The following is a 15,997-nucleotide window of genomic DNA, read 5'->3' as shown; positions in this document are numbered from 1 at the left end:
ACATGCGTTCCGTACGACATGCGTTCCGTGCGCCGTGGCGGACGGGAGCAATCGCTAGGCGTCGCCACCCTCCGGGCCCGGGTCCGCCGCCGCCACATCGAGCAGTTGGTACCGGTCCACGGCCTGCTTCAGCGCCGAGCGGTCCACCTTGCCGTCCCGCGCCAGCTCGGTCAGCACCGCCAGCACGATCGACGGGGCGTCGATGTGGAACCAGCGGCGAGCCGCGCCCCGGGTGTCCGCGAAGCCGAAGCCGTCCGCGCCCAGCGAGGTGTACTGGCCCGGCACCCAGCGCGAGATCTGGTCCGGCACCGACCGCATCCAGTCCGAGACGGCCACGAACGGCCCCTCGGCGCCACTCAGCTTGCTGGTGACGTACGGGACGCGCTGCTCCTCCTCCGGGTGGAGAAGGTTGTGCTTCTCCACCTCGACGGCCTCCCGGCGCAGTTCGTTCCAGGAGGTCGCCGACCACACGTCGGCCCGGACGTTCCACTCCTCGGCGAGGATCCGCTGCGCCTCAACCGCCCACGGCACGGCGACACCGGACGCCATGATCTGCGCCGGGATCTCGCCCCGCTCACCCGTCTTGTAGCGGTAGACGCCCTGGAGGATGCCCTCTACATCGACGTCCTCCGGCTCGGCCGGGTGCTGGATGGGCTCGTTGTAGACGGTCAGGTAGTAGAAGACGTCCTCAGGCTGCTCGCCGTACATCCGCCGCAGACCGTCCTTGACGATATGCGCGATCTCGAAGCCGAAGGCCGGGTCGTAGGCGACACACCCCGGGTTCGTCGAGGCCAGTAGCTGGGAGTGGCCGTCGGCGTGCTGAAGACCCTCACCGGTCAGTGTCGTACGCCCAGCGGTCGCACCCAGCACAAAACCGCGCGCGAGCTGGTCCGCCATCTGCCAGAACTGGTCACCGGTCCGCTGGAAACCGAACATCGAGTAGAAGACGTAGACCGGGATCAGCGGCTCGCCATGGGTGGCGTACGCGCTGCCCGCGGCGATCAGCGACGCCGTGCACCCCGCCTCGGAGATGCCGTCGTGCAGCATCTGACCGGTGGGGGACTCCTTGTAGGCGAGCAGGAGTTCCCGGTCCACCGACTCGTACTGCTGGCCCAGCGGGTTGTAGATCTTCGCGCTCGGGAAGAACGAGTCCATCCCGAAGGTGCGGTACTCGTCCGGCGCGATCAGTACGAACCGCCGGCCGATCTCCTTGTCCCGCATCAGATCCTTGAGCAGCCGGACGAACGCCATGGTGGTGGCGATCGACTGCTGGCCGGAGCCCTTGCGCACCGCCGCGTACGTCTTGTCGTCCGGCAGTGCCAGCGGTGCCGCGCGCACGACCCGGGTCGGCACGAAGCCGTCCAGCGCCCTGCGGCGGTCGCGCATGTACTGGATCTCCTCCGAGTCCCGGCCCGGGTGGTAGTACGGTGGCAGGCCGCTCTCCAGCCGGGCGTCGGTGATCGGGATGTGCAGCCGGTCGCGGAAGCCCTTGAGGTCGGCGACGGTCAGCTTCTTCATCTGGTGGGTGGCGTTGCGGCCCTCGAAGTTCGGTCCGAGGGTCCAGCCCTTCACGGTCTGCGCCAGCACCACCGTCGGCTGCCCCTTGTGCGCCTTGGCCGCCGCGAACGCCGCGTACACCTTCCGGTGGTCGTGACCGCCGCGCCCCAGATGCAGGATCTGCTCGTCGGTCATGCCCTCGACCATGGCGCGCAGCCGCTGGTCACCGCCGAAGAAGTGCTCACGGATGTACGAGCCGGTCTCGGTGGCGTACGTCTGGAACTGGCCGTCCGGGGTGGTGTTCAACCGGTTGACCAGCAGGCCGTCCCGGTCCTGCGCCAGCAGCGGGTCCCAGGAACGGTCCCAGACCAGCTTGATCACATTCCAGCCGGCACCCCGGAACTGCGACTCCAGCTCCTGAATGATCTTTCCGTTGCCGCGCACCGGACCGTCGAGCCGCTGGAGGTTGCAGTTCACCACGAAGGTGAGGTTGTCCAGGCCCTCGCGGGAGGCGATGGAGAGCTGGCCGAGCGATTCGGGCTCGTCCATCTCGCCGTCACCGAGGAACGCCCAGACGTGCGAGCCGGAGGTGTCCGCGATGCCCCGCGCCTCCATGTAGCGGTTCATCCGGGCCTGGTAGATCGCGCCGAGCGGGCCGAGGCCCATCGAGACGGTCGGGAACTCCCAGAAGTCGGGCATCAGCCGGGGGTGCGGATAGCTGGAGAGGCCGTTCGGCGCCTTCGACTTCTCCTGTCGGAAGCCGTCGAGCTGCGCCTCGCTCAGCCGGTCCAGCAGGAAGGCGCGGGCGTAGATACCGGGCGATGCATGGCCCTGGAAGAAGATCTGGTCACCGCCGTCGCCCCCGTCCTTTCCGCGGAAGAAGTGGTTGAAGCCCACGTCGTAGAGGGAGGCGGAGGAGGCGAAGGTGGCGATGTGGCCGCCGACACCGATACCGGGGCGCTGGGCGCGGGAGACCATCACCGCGGCGTTCCAGCGGGTCGCGTTGAGGACCTTCCGTTCGACCTCCTCGTTTCCGGGGAAGAAGGGCTCGTCCTTGGTGGCGATGGTGTTCACGTAGTCCGTGCTGCGCATCTCCGGCACGGCGACGCGCTTCTCACGGGCCCGCTCGATGAGCCGGAGCATCAGGTACCGGGCCCTCTCCCGGCCCCGCGCGTCGACGGCGGCGTCGAGTGAGTCCAGCCACTCCTTGGTCTCCTCGGGATCGAAGTCCGGGACCTGGCTGGGAAGGCCGCCAATGATGATCGGATTGCGATCTGCTCCGGAAGCCACGCTATTCCTTCGCTGTTCGGAGAGCTGCGCCGGCATCTGTCGACCGGGTCGACCATGCCGCCGGGGGAGCTCTGTCGGGCGAGTACGGGTCGGGCGGTTCGGACCTCTGCGAGGGCCGCCTCCATCGTGTACCTCGGGGAGAGAAACGTCATCTCTACCGAGCGGTAACCCGTGGTTGCACCGATGATCTGCGCCTCTCCGGGCCACGAGAACATGTGTCTACGGGTGACGGGTGCGGGCAAATCGCAACTTTACCCCCGGCCCGGGAATGTGTTCCGTTCGGGTGTTCGGTTCCAATCCAGGTGGCCACTGGACGTAAAGTGGCAAACAAGGCCGAATGGTGTGGCGCCTCGATCAGGTCCTGATCGACCGCGTCTGGAGTTGCGTCGAGACGGACGCAAACGTCACCGTTTAGGCGGTCCGGACGGCCGGGTACTTGCGCGATCCGCCCCGCCCGTGTGGACTACGGCCAACGCCACGCGTACGCGCGAGGCCACAGCATCTACCGAACATGATCAGGAGGCAAGCCGTGAGCGCGACCGCGGACCACGCGGAGGAGCGGACCAACCCGGCCACAAGGCTGGGGTTCGAGCCCGGACAGGTGGTCCAGGAGATCGGCTTCGACGAGGACGCCGACCAGGATCTCCGTGAAGGAATCGAGTCCGTGATCGGCCAGGACCTCGTGGACGAGGAGTACGACGACGTCGCAGACGTCGTCCTCCTCTGGTTCCGCGACGAGGACGGTGATCTGACGGACGCACTGGTGGACGCCATCGGACTGCTTGAGGACGGCGGTGTGATCTGGCTGCTGACGCCGAAGACCGGCCGTGACGGGTACGTCGAGCCGAGCGACATCAGTGAAGCCGCCCAGACCGCCGGTCTCTCCCAGACCAAGAGCATCAGCGCCGCCAAGGACTGGTCGGGCAGCAGGATGGTGGCCCCCAAGCGCTGAGCAGCCGAGGGAAGTGACCCTCTGAGCCCCAGGGCCCGCCCTCCGGATCGCGGACGATCCGCTTGAGCGGCCCCAGACCCCCTCCGGCCCATGCCGGAGGGGGTCCCTGCGTAAGGGCCGTCCCCATAATCCGTGGCGTGGGGCAGCCCTTAGGGTGGACCCATTCACCCGAACGGGACCGGCGAAGGGATCCACACGTCATGGCGATCGAGGTCGGCACCAAGGCCCCCGCATTCCAGCTCAACGACAACCACGGACGCACGGTGTCCCTCGCCGACTTCCACGGTGAGAAGAACGTGGTGCTCCTCTTCTATCCGTTCGCCTTCACCGGTGTGTGCACGGGCGAGCTGTGCGCACTCCGCGACGAGCTGCCGGCTTTCGTCAACGACGACACCCAGCTCCTGGCCGTCTCCAACGACTCGATCCACACCCTGCGCGTCTTCGCCGAGCAGGAGGGGCTTGAGTATCCGCTGCTCTCCGACTTCTGGCCGCACGGCGAGACCTCGCGGGCGTACGGCGTCTTCGACGAGGAGAAGGGCTGCGCCGTGCGCGGCACCTTCATCATCGACAAGGAGGGCGTGGTCCGCTGGAGCGTCATCAACGCCCTGCCGGACGCCCGTGACCTCAACGAGTACGTCAAAGCCTTGGAAACACTCTGACGCATCCAGGAAACAACCCGGACACATCGGACCCTCCTTTCGTACCAAAGCCTGTTTCGCGCGGGAGCGGGTCACTAGGATCCAGTCGTTGATCCGACACCGAAGCACGACGGGGGCGCTGCCCCTGGGAAACCAATGGAGGGACTCGTGGGAGTCAGCCTCAGCAAGGGCGGCAACGTCTCGCTGACCAAGGTCGCACCCGGCTTGACGGCGGTTGTCGTGGGCCTGGGCTGGGACGTCCGTAGCACCACCGGCACGGACTTCGACCTGGACGCCAGCGCCCTGCTGACCAACGCCGAGGGCAAGGTCACCGGTGACGGAAACTTTGTCTTCTTCAACAACCTCAAGAGCCCCGACGGCTCCGTCGAGCACACCGGTGACAACCTCACCGGTGAGGGCGAGGGGGACGACGAGCAGATCAAGGTCAACCTCGCGGGCGTGCCCGCCGATGTCGACAAGATCGTGTTCCCGGTCTCGATCTACGAGGCGGAGGGCCGTCAGCAGTCCTTCGGTCAAGTGCGCAACGCGTTCATCCGCGTCGTCAACCAGGCTGACAACAACGAGCTGGCGCGCTACGACCTGAGCGAGGACGCCTCCACCGAGACTGCGATGGTCTTCGGTGAGCTGTACCGCAATGGCGCGGAGTGGAAGTTCCGTGCCATCGGCCAGGGCTACGCCTCGGGCCTGCGCGGCATCGCGCAGGACTTCGGCGTGAACGTCTGAGACCCGACCGCTACTCCGTCCGGCGCCGCACTCGCGAGTGCGGCGCCGGATGTGCCTGGAGTCAGTGCACCACCCGTACGCGTCCCGGCCGGGGCCCGATCCGGACCCCGGCCGCGCGTGCGGGGCCATGAATGTCTGTAGTAGCTGGGGAGGACCAGATCATGGGCGTCACACTCGCCAAGGGAGGCAATGTCTCCCTCTCCAAGGCCGCACCGAACCTCACACAGGTGTTGATCGGACTCGGCTGGGACGCGCGCTCCACCACCGGAGCGGACTTCGACCTCGACGCGAGCGGGCTGCTCTGCAGCAGCGGGCGCGTGCTGGGCGACGCGTACTTCGTCTTCTACAACAACCTGAAGAGCCCCGAGGGCTCCGTCGAGCACACCGGTGACAACCTCACCGGTGAGGGCGACGGCGACGACGAGTCGTTGATCGTCGACCTGCCCCTGGTGCCGGCCAACGTCGACAAGATCGTCTTCCCCGTCTCCATTCATGACGCCGACAACCGCGGTCAGACCTTCGGCCAGGTCAGCAACGCCTTCATCCGCGTGGTCAATCGGGCCGACGGTCAGGAACTGGCACGCTACGACCTGAGCGAGGACGCCTCCACCGAGACCGCGATGATCTTCGGTGAGCTGTACCGCTACGGGAACGAGTGGAAGTTCCGCGCGGTGGGCCAGGGGTACGCGTCGGGTCTGCGGGGCATCGCTCTAGACTTCGGGGTCAACGTTTCGTAGAGCCGCGCATCGAGCGGGGAAACCTGCCCTTGTTGCGTGGGAGACCTCCCCCCAGGGCTAGCCCTGGGGGGACCCCCATTAACACGATTGGGTACCAGTGGTTCTGAAAACCTTCGGCTGGTCGTTCGCGGTTACCGCGCTCGGCCTGGTCGCAGCGGTGCTCTACGGCGGGTGGGCAGCGTTCGGGATCGTAGCGATCCTGTCCATCCTGGAGATCTCGCTGTCGTTCGACAACGCGGTGGTCAACGCCGGAATCCTGAAGAAGATGAATGCCTTCTGGCAGCGCATCTTCCTCACCATCGGCATTCTCATCGCTGTCTTCGGCATGCGGCTGGTCTTCCCCGTCGTCATCGTCGCGGTAAGCGCCCAGGTCGGCCCCATCGAGGCCGTCGACCTGGCTCTCAGTGACAAGGACAGGTATCAGGAACTGGTGACCGACGCGCATCCGTCGATCGCCGCGTTCGGTGGCATGTTCCTGCTCATGATCTTCCTGGACTTCATCTTCACCGACCGGGAGATCAAGTGGCTCACGTGGCTGGAACGCCCGTTGGCCAAGCTCGGCAAGGTCGACATGCTGTCGGTCTGCGTCGCGCTGATCATACTGCTCATCAGTGCGATGACGTTTGCCACCAATGCCCACCAGCATGGCGGCGGACACGCCAACAAGGCCGAGACCGTACTGCTCTCGGGTGTGGCCGGTCTGATCACGTACCTCATCGTCGGCGGGCTCTCCGGCTACTTCGAGAACAAACTCGAAGAGGGTGAGGAGCGCGAACACGAGGCGGAGGAAGCCGCCAAGAAGAGTGGCAAGAAGGTCTCGGTCGTCGCCGTCGGTGGCAAGGCCGCGTTCTTCATGTTCCTCTACCTTGAGGTTCTGGACGCTTCGTTCTCCTTCGACGGTGTCATCGGCGCCTTCGCCGTCACCAACGACATCGTGCTGATGGCGCTCGGCCTCGGTATCGGTGCGATGTACGTCCGTTCGCTCACCGTCTATCTGGTCCGCCAGGGCACGCTCGACGACTACGTGTACCTGGAGCACGGCGCGCACTACGCGATCGGCGCGCTCGCGCTCATCCTGCTGGTCACCATCCAGTACGAGATCCCCGAGATGATCACCGGTCTCGTCGGTGTCGCGCTGATCGGCTGGTCGTTCGTCTCCTCCGTCAGGCGGAACCGGGCCATCGCGGCCCAAGAAGCGCTCAGCGAAAAGGCTTAGCCACACTCCGGGGTCCTGGTGTGACAGGGCTCGAAATGAGGAACGCTTCTCAGCGGGGCGGCTTCGGGGCACTGCCTCGGCGCCGCCCCGCGGAGTTCACCGACCGGGGTCCAACGATACGACTGGGGGTGGCACATGGCCTTCTGGGACAATCTGCGACCGGGCAGGGCCGCGCAGTTCGACTCCGGCAGCGCGGCGACGAACTCCATCTCGCTGACCAAACGGCGCCCGTCGGTGTCGCTCAGCAAGCAGGGCGCGGCCACCGGCCATCTGCGCGTCAACCTCTCCTGGCGGATGCGGACCTCCGATATCAACGGCTCCCGGGGCGCCGGTCTGCTGCGGCATCCGTTCAAACTCTTCAAACCCGAGGTCGTCCAGGCCCACACCCAAGGCATGGTCAATGTCGACCTCGACCTCGGCTGCCTCTACGAACTCACCGACGGCAGCAAGGGCGTGGTGCAGCCGCTGGGGGACTTCCTCGGCTCGACCAACGAACCGCCGTACATCAAACTCAGCGGCGACGACCGGTTCGGCTCCGGCACGGGTGAGACGATCTACGCCAATCTGGACCACCACGAAGAGATCAAGCGACTGCTGTTCTTCGTCTACATCTACGACCAGACGCCGGCGTTCGACCGTACGCACGCACTGGTGACGCTCTACCCGAGCGTCGGTCCCCGGGTGGAGATCGAACTCGACGAGCGCGCCCCTCAGGCCCGCTCGTGCGCCGTCTTCTCCCTGGAGAACGTCAAGGGCGATCTGATCGTGCGGCGCGAGGTCAAATTCGTCTACGGCTTCCAGGCGGAGCTGGACCGGCTCTACGGCTGGGGCCTCCAGTGGGGCCGCGGTTACAAGACGCGCGTCTGATCCGTCGCCGGCCCCCGGCACCCGGATCCTCTCGGGGTGTCGACGGTGTCCGTCCGCCCCGCCGCCCGTGCCGAGTCGGCGGTCGGTGTGCTGCCGGAGACCTGGGCGGGCACGCGGGGGCGTACGGACGCGCCCACTCAGGGGCGGACGAACTGGGGGCCCATCGGCGGCAGCCGGAATTCCGGATCGGGCGCGAAGGCCAGGGCCGGCGGTGGGTAGCCGTACCCCGCCTGGGCGTGGCCGGAGGCCGGCTGCGGATAGCCGTACGCCGGCTGCGCGGGCCCGGTGTGCGGATAGCCGTACGCGGGCTGGGCCGGGGGCTGGGCCGGCGGGTGCGCCGGGGGATCGGGGATGACGACCGGCCCTCTGACCGCTGCGTGCCCGGCACCTCCCTGGGCCGACGCTGCGGGCCCGGCCTGCGCGTGGGCCGTCTGCGGATGCCTTGCCTGCGGATGCCCCGCTTGGGGATGTCCCGCCTGTGCGGGGGCCGCCTGCGCGTGGGCCGCCGCCCGGCGCCCTGCTGGTCCGGGGGCGGCCGTCTGTCCTGCCGGTCCGGGGACCGCCGCCGCGGACGCGTCGGCCCCGACCCCGCTGGTGCCGTCCGTACCGGGGTCCGTCTCGTCCACCGAGATGCCGAATTCCGTGGCGAGACCGACAAGACCCGTCGGATAGCCCTGCCCCACCGCGCGGAACTTCCAGCCGTCGCCGCGCCGGTACAGCTCACCGCAGATGATCGCGGTCTCCGCACCCGTGTCCGGCTTCACGTCGAACACCGCCAGCGGCTCCCCGTCCGCCAGCGCGGCGTCGTAGAGCAGGATCCGCAGATCACGTACATGCTGGAAGGTGTCACCGTCCGAGGAGGCGGCCAGCACCACCTGGTCGACCGAGACATCGAGCGAGGAGAGATCCGCCTCGACGGTGTCCGTCAGATGCTCCGCCACCCGCTTCTTGGACAGCCGTCGCACCAGTCCCGACGGATGGCGCGGCTGGTTGTAGAAGACGAAGTCCTCGTCGGAGCGCACACGGGCGTCGGCGCCGAGCAGCAGGGCGGAGGCGTCCACATCGGGGACGCCGGGACCCGGCGTCCAGCGCAGTACGGCGCGTACCGCCGTGGCGTCGAGGGGGACGTTCGAGCCCTTCAGCATCGCGTGCGTCATGTCCGTCATCCTGCCTTCTCGGGGGCCGCCCGGACAACGCGGCCACGGGATCCCGGCCCCGGGAACCGCACCGGTCCGGGCCAGGGGCCATCAGCCGTGGATCATGGGGTACACCCTGAGTTCATGATCCCGAGGAACTGCGGACACACTTCCGTACGTACTATTACCGGCCACGCCAATCGGGCAGGCCGCCCAGCAGCACGGGGGAGTCACATGCGTCATTTCGGGCAGCTTTCGCCTGCCGTCCGTGAGCGGCTCTTCCACCAGGAGCCCGCCGAGTTCAGCGCGGAGTCCACCGCCCGCACCCTGGCCGCGGCCCTGGGAGCCACGCTCTACAGCCCCGCCAACCGGCCGAACCTCGCCGACGACGTCCTCAAGCAGGTCGGTCGCGGAGTCGTCTCCATGGTGCTCTGCCTGGAGGATTCCATCGACGACTCCGAGGTCGTGGGGGCCGAGGAGAATCTGATCGAGCACTTCGCGGATCTCGACACACGCGGCGCTGAGCTGCCCCTTCTCTTTATCCGGGTCCGGGAGCCGGAGCAGATCCCCGATCTGGTGCACCGCCTCGGCCCCACCGTCCGCAGACTGTCCGGATTCGTACTTCCCAAATTCACGGAAGAGCGGGGTGTCCCCTTTCTGGAGGCGCTCACCGCCGCCGAGGCGGCCAGCGGACAGCGGCTCTTCGCGATGCCCGTGCTGGAATCACCGGAGCTGCTCCACCTGGAAACCCGGCGCGAGACACTCGCCGGAATCGCCCGCACCGTCGACAAGTACCGGGACCGGGTCCTGGCGCTCCGGCTCGGCGTCACCGACTTCTGTTCCGCCTACGGGCTGCGCCGCTCGCCCGATATGACGGCGTACGACGTCAAGATCGTGGCGGCCGTCATCGCCGACGTGGTCAACGTCCTGGGCCGGGCGGACGGTACCGGCTTCACCGTCACCGGACCGGTGTGGGAGTACTTCCGACTCCAGGAGCGCATGTTCAAGCCCCAGCTCCGACGCAGCCCCTTCCTGGAGGGCCGCGCCGAGGACCTGCGCACCACCCTCATCGAGCACGATATGGACGGACTCCTCCGCGAGATCGACCTCGACCGGGCCAACGGCCTCCAGGGCAAGACCTGCATCCACCCGTCGCACGTCCTGCCCGTGCACGCGCTGTCCGTCGTCAGCCACGAGGAGTTCAGCGACGCGCGGGACATCCTGCGCCCGGAGCGCGGCGGCGGGGGAGTGCTGCGCTCGTCGTACACCAACAAGATGAACGAAGTGAAGCCGCACCGGGCCTGGGCCGAGCGCACTCTGCTGCGCGCCGAGGTCTTCGGCGTCGCCAAGGAGGACATCGGCTTCGTGGAGCTGCTCACCGCCGGGCATATCGGCTGACATGGCCACCGAAATACCGAGGGAAAGAGGGACGGACGACGTGGTGTGGTCGGGAACGTGGGTCGCGGAGCGGCTGGGCATCGCGCTCGAAGGGGACGCGCGGCTGCCCGCCCTGCTGGGGCTCGCCCTCCGCCGCAACCCCAAACGCGCCCATCTGCTGGTCTCCCAGGTGCTGGGCAAGCATGTGCCCCGGTCGCCCGCCGTGGTGTACGGGGCCGGGCGCGACCTGGGCGTCCGGGTGCGGGCACTCCTGGGCGACGCGGACACGGCCCGCGCGGTCGTCGTCGGCTACGCGGAGACGGCGACGGGCCTCGGCCACTCGGTGGCGGACGGGGTGGCCCTCGCTCCCTATCTGCACTCCACGCGCCGTCCGGTCGAGGGGGTGGCGGCCGCGGGCGGTTTCGAGGAGTCCCACTCCCATGCGACCTCGCACCTGCTGCTGCCGGAGGATCCGGCGCTGCTGGCCGGTCCCGGCCCGCTGATCCTGGTGGACGACGAGTTCTCCACCGGAAACACCGTGCTCAACACCATCCGTGCCCTGCACGAGCGCTACCCGCGCGACCGGTATGTGATCGTGGCACTCGTGGACATGCGCTCGGCGGCCGACCAGGGCCGGCTGGAGTCCTTCGCGGCGGAGATCGGCGCCCGGGTGGACCTGCTGGCGCTCGCCTCGGGCACGGTCAGCCTGCCGGACGGTGTCCTGGAGAAGGGCCGCGCGCTGGTCGCGGAGTACGAGGCGGAGTACGCGAAGGCCGATACCGCCACTGCCACCCCCGGGGGCACCGGCCGGAGCGCCGTGCGCCGTGTGGAGCTGGAGTGGCCCGAGGCACTCCCGGACGGTGGCCGGCACGGCTTCCTCCCCCACCACCGCGAACGCCTGGAGGCGGCGCTCCCCGCCCTGGCGACCCGCCTCGCCACCGCCCTCACCCCGGCCGTCCCGGCTGTCTCCGCGCCCTCCGCTTCTTCCGCGCCCTCCGGGGGATCCGGACTTCCTGGACTCCCCGGGCTTCCCGGGGCGGGGGTCGCCGGAGGGCCGCGCCGGGTGCTCGTCCTCGGCTTCGAGGAGTTGATGTACGCGCCACTCCGCCTCGGCACCGCGCTGGAGGAGCTGGTCGACGCCGAGGTCCGGTACTCCACCACCACCCGCTCACCCGTCCTCGCCGTGGACGATCCCGGGTACGCCATCCGTACCCGGCTGGCCTTCCCCGCCCACGACGATCCGGCTGACGGCCCCGGCGAGCGCTACGCCTACAACGTCGCCGGCGCCGGGTTCGACGCGATCGTGATGGTCGTCGACTCCACCGCGGACACCCCCGCCCTGCACGCCCCCGGCGGCCTCCTCGCCCAGCTCGCCAGCCACACCCCCCACCTGCTGCTGGCGGTCGTCCCCAGCCATATACCGGACCTGGCGGAGACGCTCCCGTCACCCGTGACCGCTCCGGAGCCGGAGTCGGCAGTGGTGTCCGCACCGTCCGCACCGTCTCTGCCACCAGCACCCGAAGCACGGGAAAAGGACTCCATGCTGCCCGAGCCCCTCCGCGGCCCCGCCTTCTCCTCCTACGCCGCCGACGAGGTCGGCTGGCTGCTCCAGGACCTCTCCGACGTGGAGCTGGAGGCGCCCACCGAGGAGCGTGAAGAGGCGATCCAGCACGGTGGCGCGCACTACGCCGAGTCCCTGCCCGTGGAGTACCAGCCGAGCGCCGAGTACGAGCTGCTGTTCCGGAACGCGCTGGACACCTCCGCCGCCCGCATCGCCCGCGCCGTCGGCACCGTCACCGAGACGATCCTCGCGGAACGGTCCCCCCGCCCGGTACTGGTCTCCCTGGCCCGAGCCGGCACCCCCGTCGGCATTCTGATGCGCCGCTGGGCCCAGCGGCGGCACGGTCTCGACCTGCCGCACTACGCCGTCTCCATCGTCCGTGGCCGGGGCATCGACGCCAACGCGCTGCGCTGGCTCCAGCAGAACCACGACCCGGCCGACGTGGTCTTCGTCGACGGCTGGACCGGCAAGGGCGCGATCACCCGCGAACTGACCGCCGCCCTCGCCGAATTCGACGGCTTCCACCCGGAGATCGCCGTACTCGCCGACCCCGGCGGCTGTGTGCGCACCTACGGCACCCGCGAAGACTTCCTCATCCCCTCCGCCTGTCTCAACTCCACCGTCTCCGGACTGATATCCCGCACGGTCCTCCGTTCCGACCTCGTCGGCCCGGGCGACTATCACGGCGCGAAGTTCTACCGTGAACTCGCCGAAGCCGATGTCTCCGCGCACTTCCTGGACACCGTCACCGCCCGCTTCGACGAGGTGTCGACCGCCGTCGACGCCGAGGTCAAGACCTTGCTGGCGGCGGACCGGGCACCCACCTGGGAGGGCTGGGCCGCCGTCGAACGGATCAGCGAGGAGTACGGCATCCACGATATGAACCTGGTGAAACCCGGCGTCGGCGAGACCACCCGGGTACTGCTGCGCCGGGTCCCCTGGAAGATCCTCGCCCGCAGTGGCGCCGGAGCCGATCTCGACCACGTCCGGCTGCTGGCCGAACAGCGCGGTGTCCCCGTCGAGGAGGTCGGTGAGCTCCCCTACAGCTGTGTCGGGCTCATCCACCCCCGCTACACCCGGGGCGCGACCGGCGCCGACGGCACGGCGGTGACCGCGCTGTGAGCACCCTCGTCGCCAGTGATCTGGACCGTACGCTCATCTACTCCGCCGGAGCCCTCCACCTCACCATGCCCGACGCGGACGCCCCACGGCTGCTCTGCGTCGAGGTGTACGACCGCAAGCCGCTGTCGTACATCACCGAGACCGCGGCAGGGCTGCTGCCCCGACTCGCCGCCGACACCGTCTTCGTACCCGCCACCACCCGCACCCGTGAGCAGTACGGACGCATCCACCTCCCCGGCCCCCCGCCCGCCTACGCGATCTGCGCCAATGGTGGGCACATCCTGGTCGACGGCGTCTCCGACGAGGACTGGCGCCGGCTGGTGACCCGCCGACTGGCCGACGACTGCGCCGGGCTCGCCGAGATCCGCGCCCATCTGGTCGCCGCCGCCGACCCCGCGTGGCTGCTCAAGGAACGCGTCGCCGAGGATCTCTTCGCCTACCTCGTCGTGGAGCGCGCCCTGCTGCCCGAGGACTGGGTCAAGGAACTCGCCGAGTGGGCCGACGGCCGGGGCTGGGCCGTCTCGCTCCAGGGGCGCAAGATCTACGCCGTACCGAAGCCGCTGACCAAGAGCGCGGCGGTACACGAGGTGGCCCGCCGCACCGGCGCGGAGAAGATCCTCGCGGCCGGCGACTCGCTGCTCGACGCCGATCTGCTGCTGGCGGCCGACCGGGGCTGGCGCCCCGGCCATGGCGAGCTGGCGGACAGCGGCTGGCACGCCCCCCATGTGGAGGCCCTGGCGGAGAAGGGCGTCGCAGCCGGGGAGGAGATCCTGCGGAGGCTCCTGGCCGGCTGAATGCCTGAACGCCCGGAAGGCCGTACGTGCTGAACCGGTGCCGGGCGGCGTAGCCACGGGTCACGCCGCCCCTCGGCCCACCGGTTACGCCTCCGCACCGGGAACGCTTCCCGGGGACGCCTCCGCCGGTGGAAGCCGCTCCCGCGGCCGGGAGCGGCTTCCGCGCCGGGAGCTACTTCCGGCGCGCCCCCGCCCCGGGCTTGAACAGGCGGACCAGTACGAAGGCCACTACGCCGAGGGCCGCCGCCACCAGCACCACCTTGGAGTAGGTGGAGACATAGCCCGTCACGTCCTCCCAGTTCTCCCCCAGCAGATAGCCGGCGAGCACGAAGATCGTGTTCCATATCGCGCTGCCCAGGGTGGTCAACCCCAGGAAGAGCGGCACCGACATCCGCTCAACCCCGGCCGGCACGGATATCAGTGAGCGGAAGATCGGAATCATCCGCCCGAAGAACACCGCCTTAGCGCCGTGCTTCGCGAACCACGCCTCCGTGCGCTCGATGTCCGCGACCTTCAGCAGCGGCAGCTTGGCGGCGATGGCGACCGTGCGGTCCCGCCCCAGCATGGCCCCCACCCCGTACAGCGCGAGCGCGCCGATCACCGAGCCGGCGGTCGTCCAGATCAGGACGGCTATCAGATTCATCTGCCCCGAGCTGGCGGCGAAGCCCGCCAGCGGCAGGATGACCTCACTGGGCAGGGGAGGGAAGAGATTCTCCAGGGCGATGGCTATACCCGCCCCCGGTGCGCCGAGGGTGTCCATCAGGCTGTTGATCCAGCCCGGAGCACTGCTCTCGACGCCGGCCGCACTGCTCACGATCACGGATTCCATGCCTCCACATTAGAAAACCGCAGCTGAAGAGAGACTGAAGCCGTCCACAGCGCTTCTTGCGGTTTACCTCAGTGTGCCGGTTCAAACCGACGGTCCAGCGTGATCGGCCGGCCCTGACGCGGGCGGGATCGCCCGGGCCGCCGTGTCATACGTCACTCCCGCCGCGAGATTCGCGGCGGGAGTGCGGGATGCGTGATCGGGAAGCGTCGGCCTCAGCCGCAGCAGCCACCACCGCAGCAGCCGCCACCGCCACCACCGGCACTCGGGGCGGGCCCGGCCGGCGCGGCCTTCGTCCCACCGACGGCGACCGTCGACAGCAGTTTGACCGTGTCCTCGTGGCCCGAGGGGCAGTTCGCGGGTTCGGAGGATTGGGCCATCGGCCGATTCACTTCGAATGTGTCGCCGCAGCTACGGCAGCGGAAGTCATAACGAGGCATGGCCCCAGGCTACGCGCTCTCCGGCGGATTCCTCCGGGCGTCGTGCGACGGAGCGGGCCCGGCCGGTTCCTCGTGGTGTCGGGTGTGCTGTTGGGTGGCGGCGGCCTGCTCGGGATGGCGGGCCTTCCAGTACGGATTGTCGTGCGGCAGCGTCGAACTGACCCTCCCGTACATCCCGAAGAACATCAGCAGCACCCCCACCACAAAGCTGAACAGCACATTCTGGATCTGGAAGGCGAGCGGATTGAAGTCGGTGTCCAGCAGGGCGAGATTGATGAAGCCGCTGCCGATGAACGCGATGCCGAGCACCATGTTGAGCGTCGAGGCGAAGTTGCCGCCGACGGCCATGCCGACGAGAAGGAGCGCGCCCACACAGAGAGACAGGACACTGAGTGCGCCATTGGTGTTGAGACCGATGACGGTGTCACCCGCCGTGTCGAAGAAGCCGATCTTGTCGATCAGCCCCAGGATGCCGAAGGCGATCAGGAAGAGGCCCATCAGCCCGGCGCCGACACGGTAGAAGCGGCTGAGCCGATGATCGACGGGAAGGTGCTCGTCGAACCGGATACGGCTCCGCTGGGAGCGGGGGCGCTTGTGCGGCAGTACATGTGCGGCCATGTCCGGCCTCCTCGGGTACGTACGCGTACCTCCAGCATCCGCCCGCACCGCCGCGCCTTCAAATCAGACTCCGGCCCGCTCCCGCCAGCAGGCACCGCCACCGCGCGGAGCTGCCGGCCCGCGTCGTCCCTGTCACCGCGGCCCCCGGCAGGCGGCACCCGTACCAGGAGCCGCCCGCCCCG

The 15,997-nt window shown here is 68.7% G+C and carries 14 protein-coding genes; 9 read left to right on the top strand and 5 right to left on the bottom strand.

Translation table 11 applies throughout. The features are described 5' to 3' along the window. Positions 1-54: 54 nt before the first annotated feature. Positions 55-2,787, bottom strand: coding sequence for a pyruvate dehydrogenase (acetyl-transferring), homodimeric type (aceE, locus tag ACH4S7_RS03640; protein ID WP_398519403.1), 2,733 nt, complete (start codon positions 2,785-2,787; stop codon positions 55-57). A 529-nt stretch (positions 2,788-3,316) separates the two neighbouring features. Here aceE and ACH4S7_RS03635 point away from each other — a divergent pair. The 6 genes from ACH4S7_RS03635 (at position 3,317) to ACH4S7_RS03610 (ending at position 7,941) form a co-directional block, all read left to right on the top strand. Then, positions 3,317-3,739: a DUF3052 domain-containing protein gene (locus tag ACH4S7_RS03635; protein WP_398519402.1), complete on the top strand. Its 423-nt coding sequence runs from the start codon at positions 3,317-3,319 to the stop codon at positions 3,737-3,739. A 200-nt stretch (positions 3,740-3,939) separates the two neighbouring features. Next, positions 3,940-4,398, top strand: a complete 459-nt coding sequence (locus ACH4S7_RS03630) for a peroxiredoxin (protein ID WP_398519401.1) — start codon at positions 3,940-3,942, stop codon at positions 4,396-4,398. 147 nt (positions 4,399-4,545) lie between these two features. Further along, entirely contained in the window at positions 4,546-5,121 is a 576-nt protein-coding gene (locus tag ACH4S7_RS03625; RefSeq protein ID WP_398519400.1) for a TerD family protein, read from the top strand. A gap of 161 nt (positions 5,122-5,282) precedes the next feature. Next, entirely contained in the window at positions 5,283-5,858 is a 576-nt protein-coding gene (locus tag ACH4S7_RS03620) for a TerD family protein (protein WP_398519399.1), read from the top strand. A gap of 97 nt (positions 5,859-5,955) precedes the next feature. Next, a complete protein-coding gene (locus ACH4S7_RS03615) occupies positions 5,956-7,074 on the top strand; it encodes a DUF475 domain-containing protein (protein ID WP_398519398.1) in 1,119 nt (372 codons plus the stop codon). A gap of 135 nt (positions 7,075-7,209) precedes the next feature. Continuing rightward, a complete protein-coding gene (locus ACH4S7_RS03610) occupies positions 7,210-7,941 on the top strand; it encodes a Tellurium resistance (protein WP_398519397.1) in 732 nt (243 codons plus the stop codon). Between the two features lie 137 nt (positions 7,942-8,078). On the opposite strand, the gene ACH4S7_RS03605 is transcribed toward ACH4S7_RS03610, so the two are convergent. Continuing rightward, entirely contained in the window at positions 8,079-9,098 is a 1,020-nt protein-coding gene (locus tag ACH4S7_RS03605) for a TerD family protein (RefSeq protein ID WP_398520013.1), read from the bottom strand. 213 nt (positions 9,099-9,311) lie between these two features. On the opposite strand from ACH4S7_RS03605, the gene ACH4S7_RS03600 reads away from it, so the two are divergent. Genes ACH4S7_RS03600 through ACH4S7_RS03590 form a run of 3 tightly spaced genes read left to right on the top strand, consistent with a single transcriptional unit; the run spans position 9,312 to position 13,931 of the window. Then, positions 9,312-10,475 (top strand): HpcH/HpaI aldolase/citrate lyase family protein, encoded by a 1,164-nt coding sequence (locus ACH4S7_RS03600; protein WP_398519396.1) that lies wholly within the window; start codon positions 9,312-9,314, stop codon positions 10,473-10,475. 1 nt (position 10,476) lies between these two features. Continuing rightward, positions 10,477-13,137, top strand: a complete 2,661-nt coding sequence (locus ACH4S7_RS03595) for a phosphoribosyltransferase (protein ID WP_398519395.1) — start codon at positions 10,477-10,479, stop codon at positions 13,135-13,137. Further along, positions 13,134-13,931 (top strand): HAD family hydrolase, encoded by a 798-nt coding sequence (locus tag ACH4S7_RS03590; RefSeq protein WP_398519394.1) that lies wholly within the window; start codon positions 13,134-13,136, stop codon positions 13,929-13,931. Before ACH4S7_RS03595 ends, ACH4S7_RS03590 begins: the two co-directional genes overlap by 4 nt. Before the next feature lie 172 nt (positions 13,932-14,103). Here ACH4S7_RS03590 and ACH4S7_RS03585 read toward each other — a convergent pair whose 3' ends face one another. The 3 genes from ACH4S7_RS03585 to ACH4S7_RS03575 all read right to left on the bottom strand — a co-directional run bounded on the left by ACH4S7_RS03585 (position 14,104) and on the right by ACH4S7_RS03575 (position 15,815). Further along, positions 14,104-14,760, bottom strand: coding sequence for a DedA family protein (locus ACH4S7_RS03585; protein WP_398519393.1), 657 nt, complete (start codon positions 14,758-14,760; stop codon positions 14,104-14,106). Between the two features lie 212 nt (positions 14,761-14,972). Next, on the bottom strand, positions 14,973-15,197 hold the full coding sequence (locus tag ACH4S7_RS03580; protein ID WP_398519392.1) for a zinc ribbon domain-containing protein: 225 nt from the start codon (positions 15,195-15,197) through the stop codon (positions 14,973-14,975). Between the two features lie 9 nt (positions 15,198-15,206). Further along, complete coding sequence (locus tag ACH4S7_RS03575; RefSeq protein WP_398519391.1) at positions 15,207-15,815, bottom strand: DUF4383 domain-containing protein; 609 nt, start codon at positions 15,813-15,815, stop codon at positions 15,207-15,209. Between the last annotated feature and the right edge of the window lie 182 nt (positions 15,816-15,997).

Origin of the sequence: Streptomyces sp. NPDC020965 (assembly GCF_044333555.1) — a bacterium.
Taxonomy (GTDB): Bacteria; Actinomycetota; Actinomycetes; order Streptomycetales; family Streptomycetaceae; genus Streptomyces.
The sequence above is the reverse complement of the archived record's forward strand: the minus strand, read 5'-3'. Positions and strand labels throughout refer to the sequence as shown.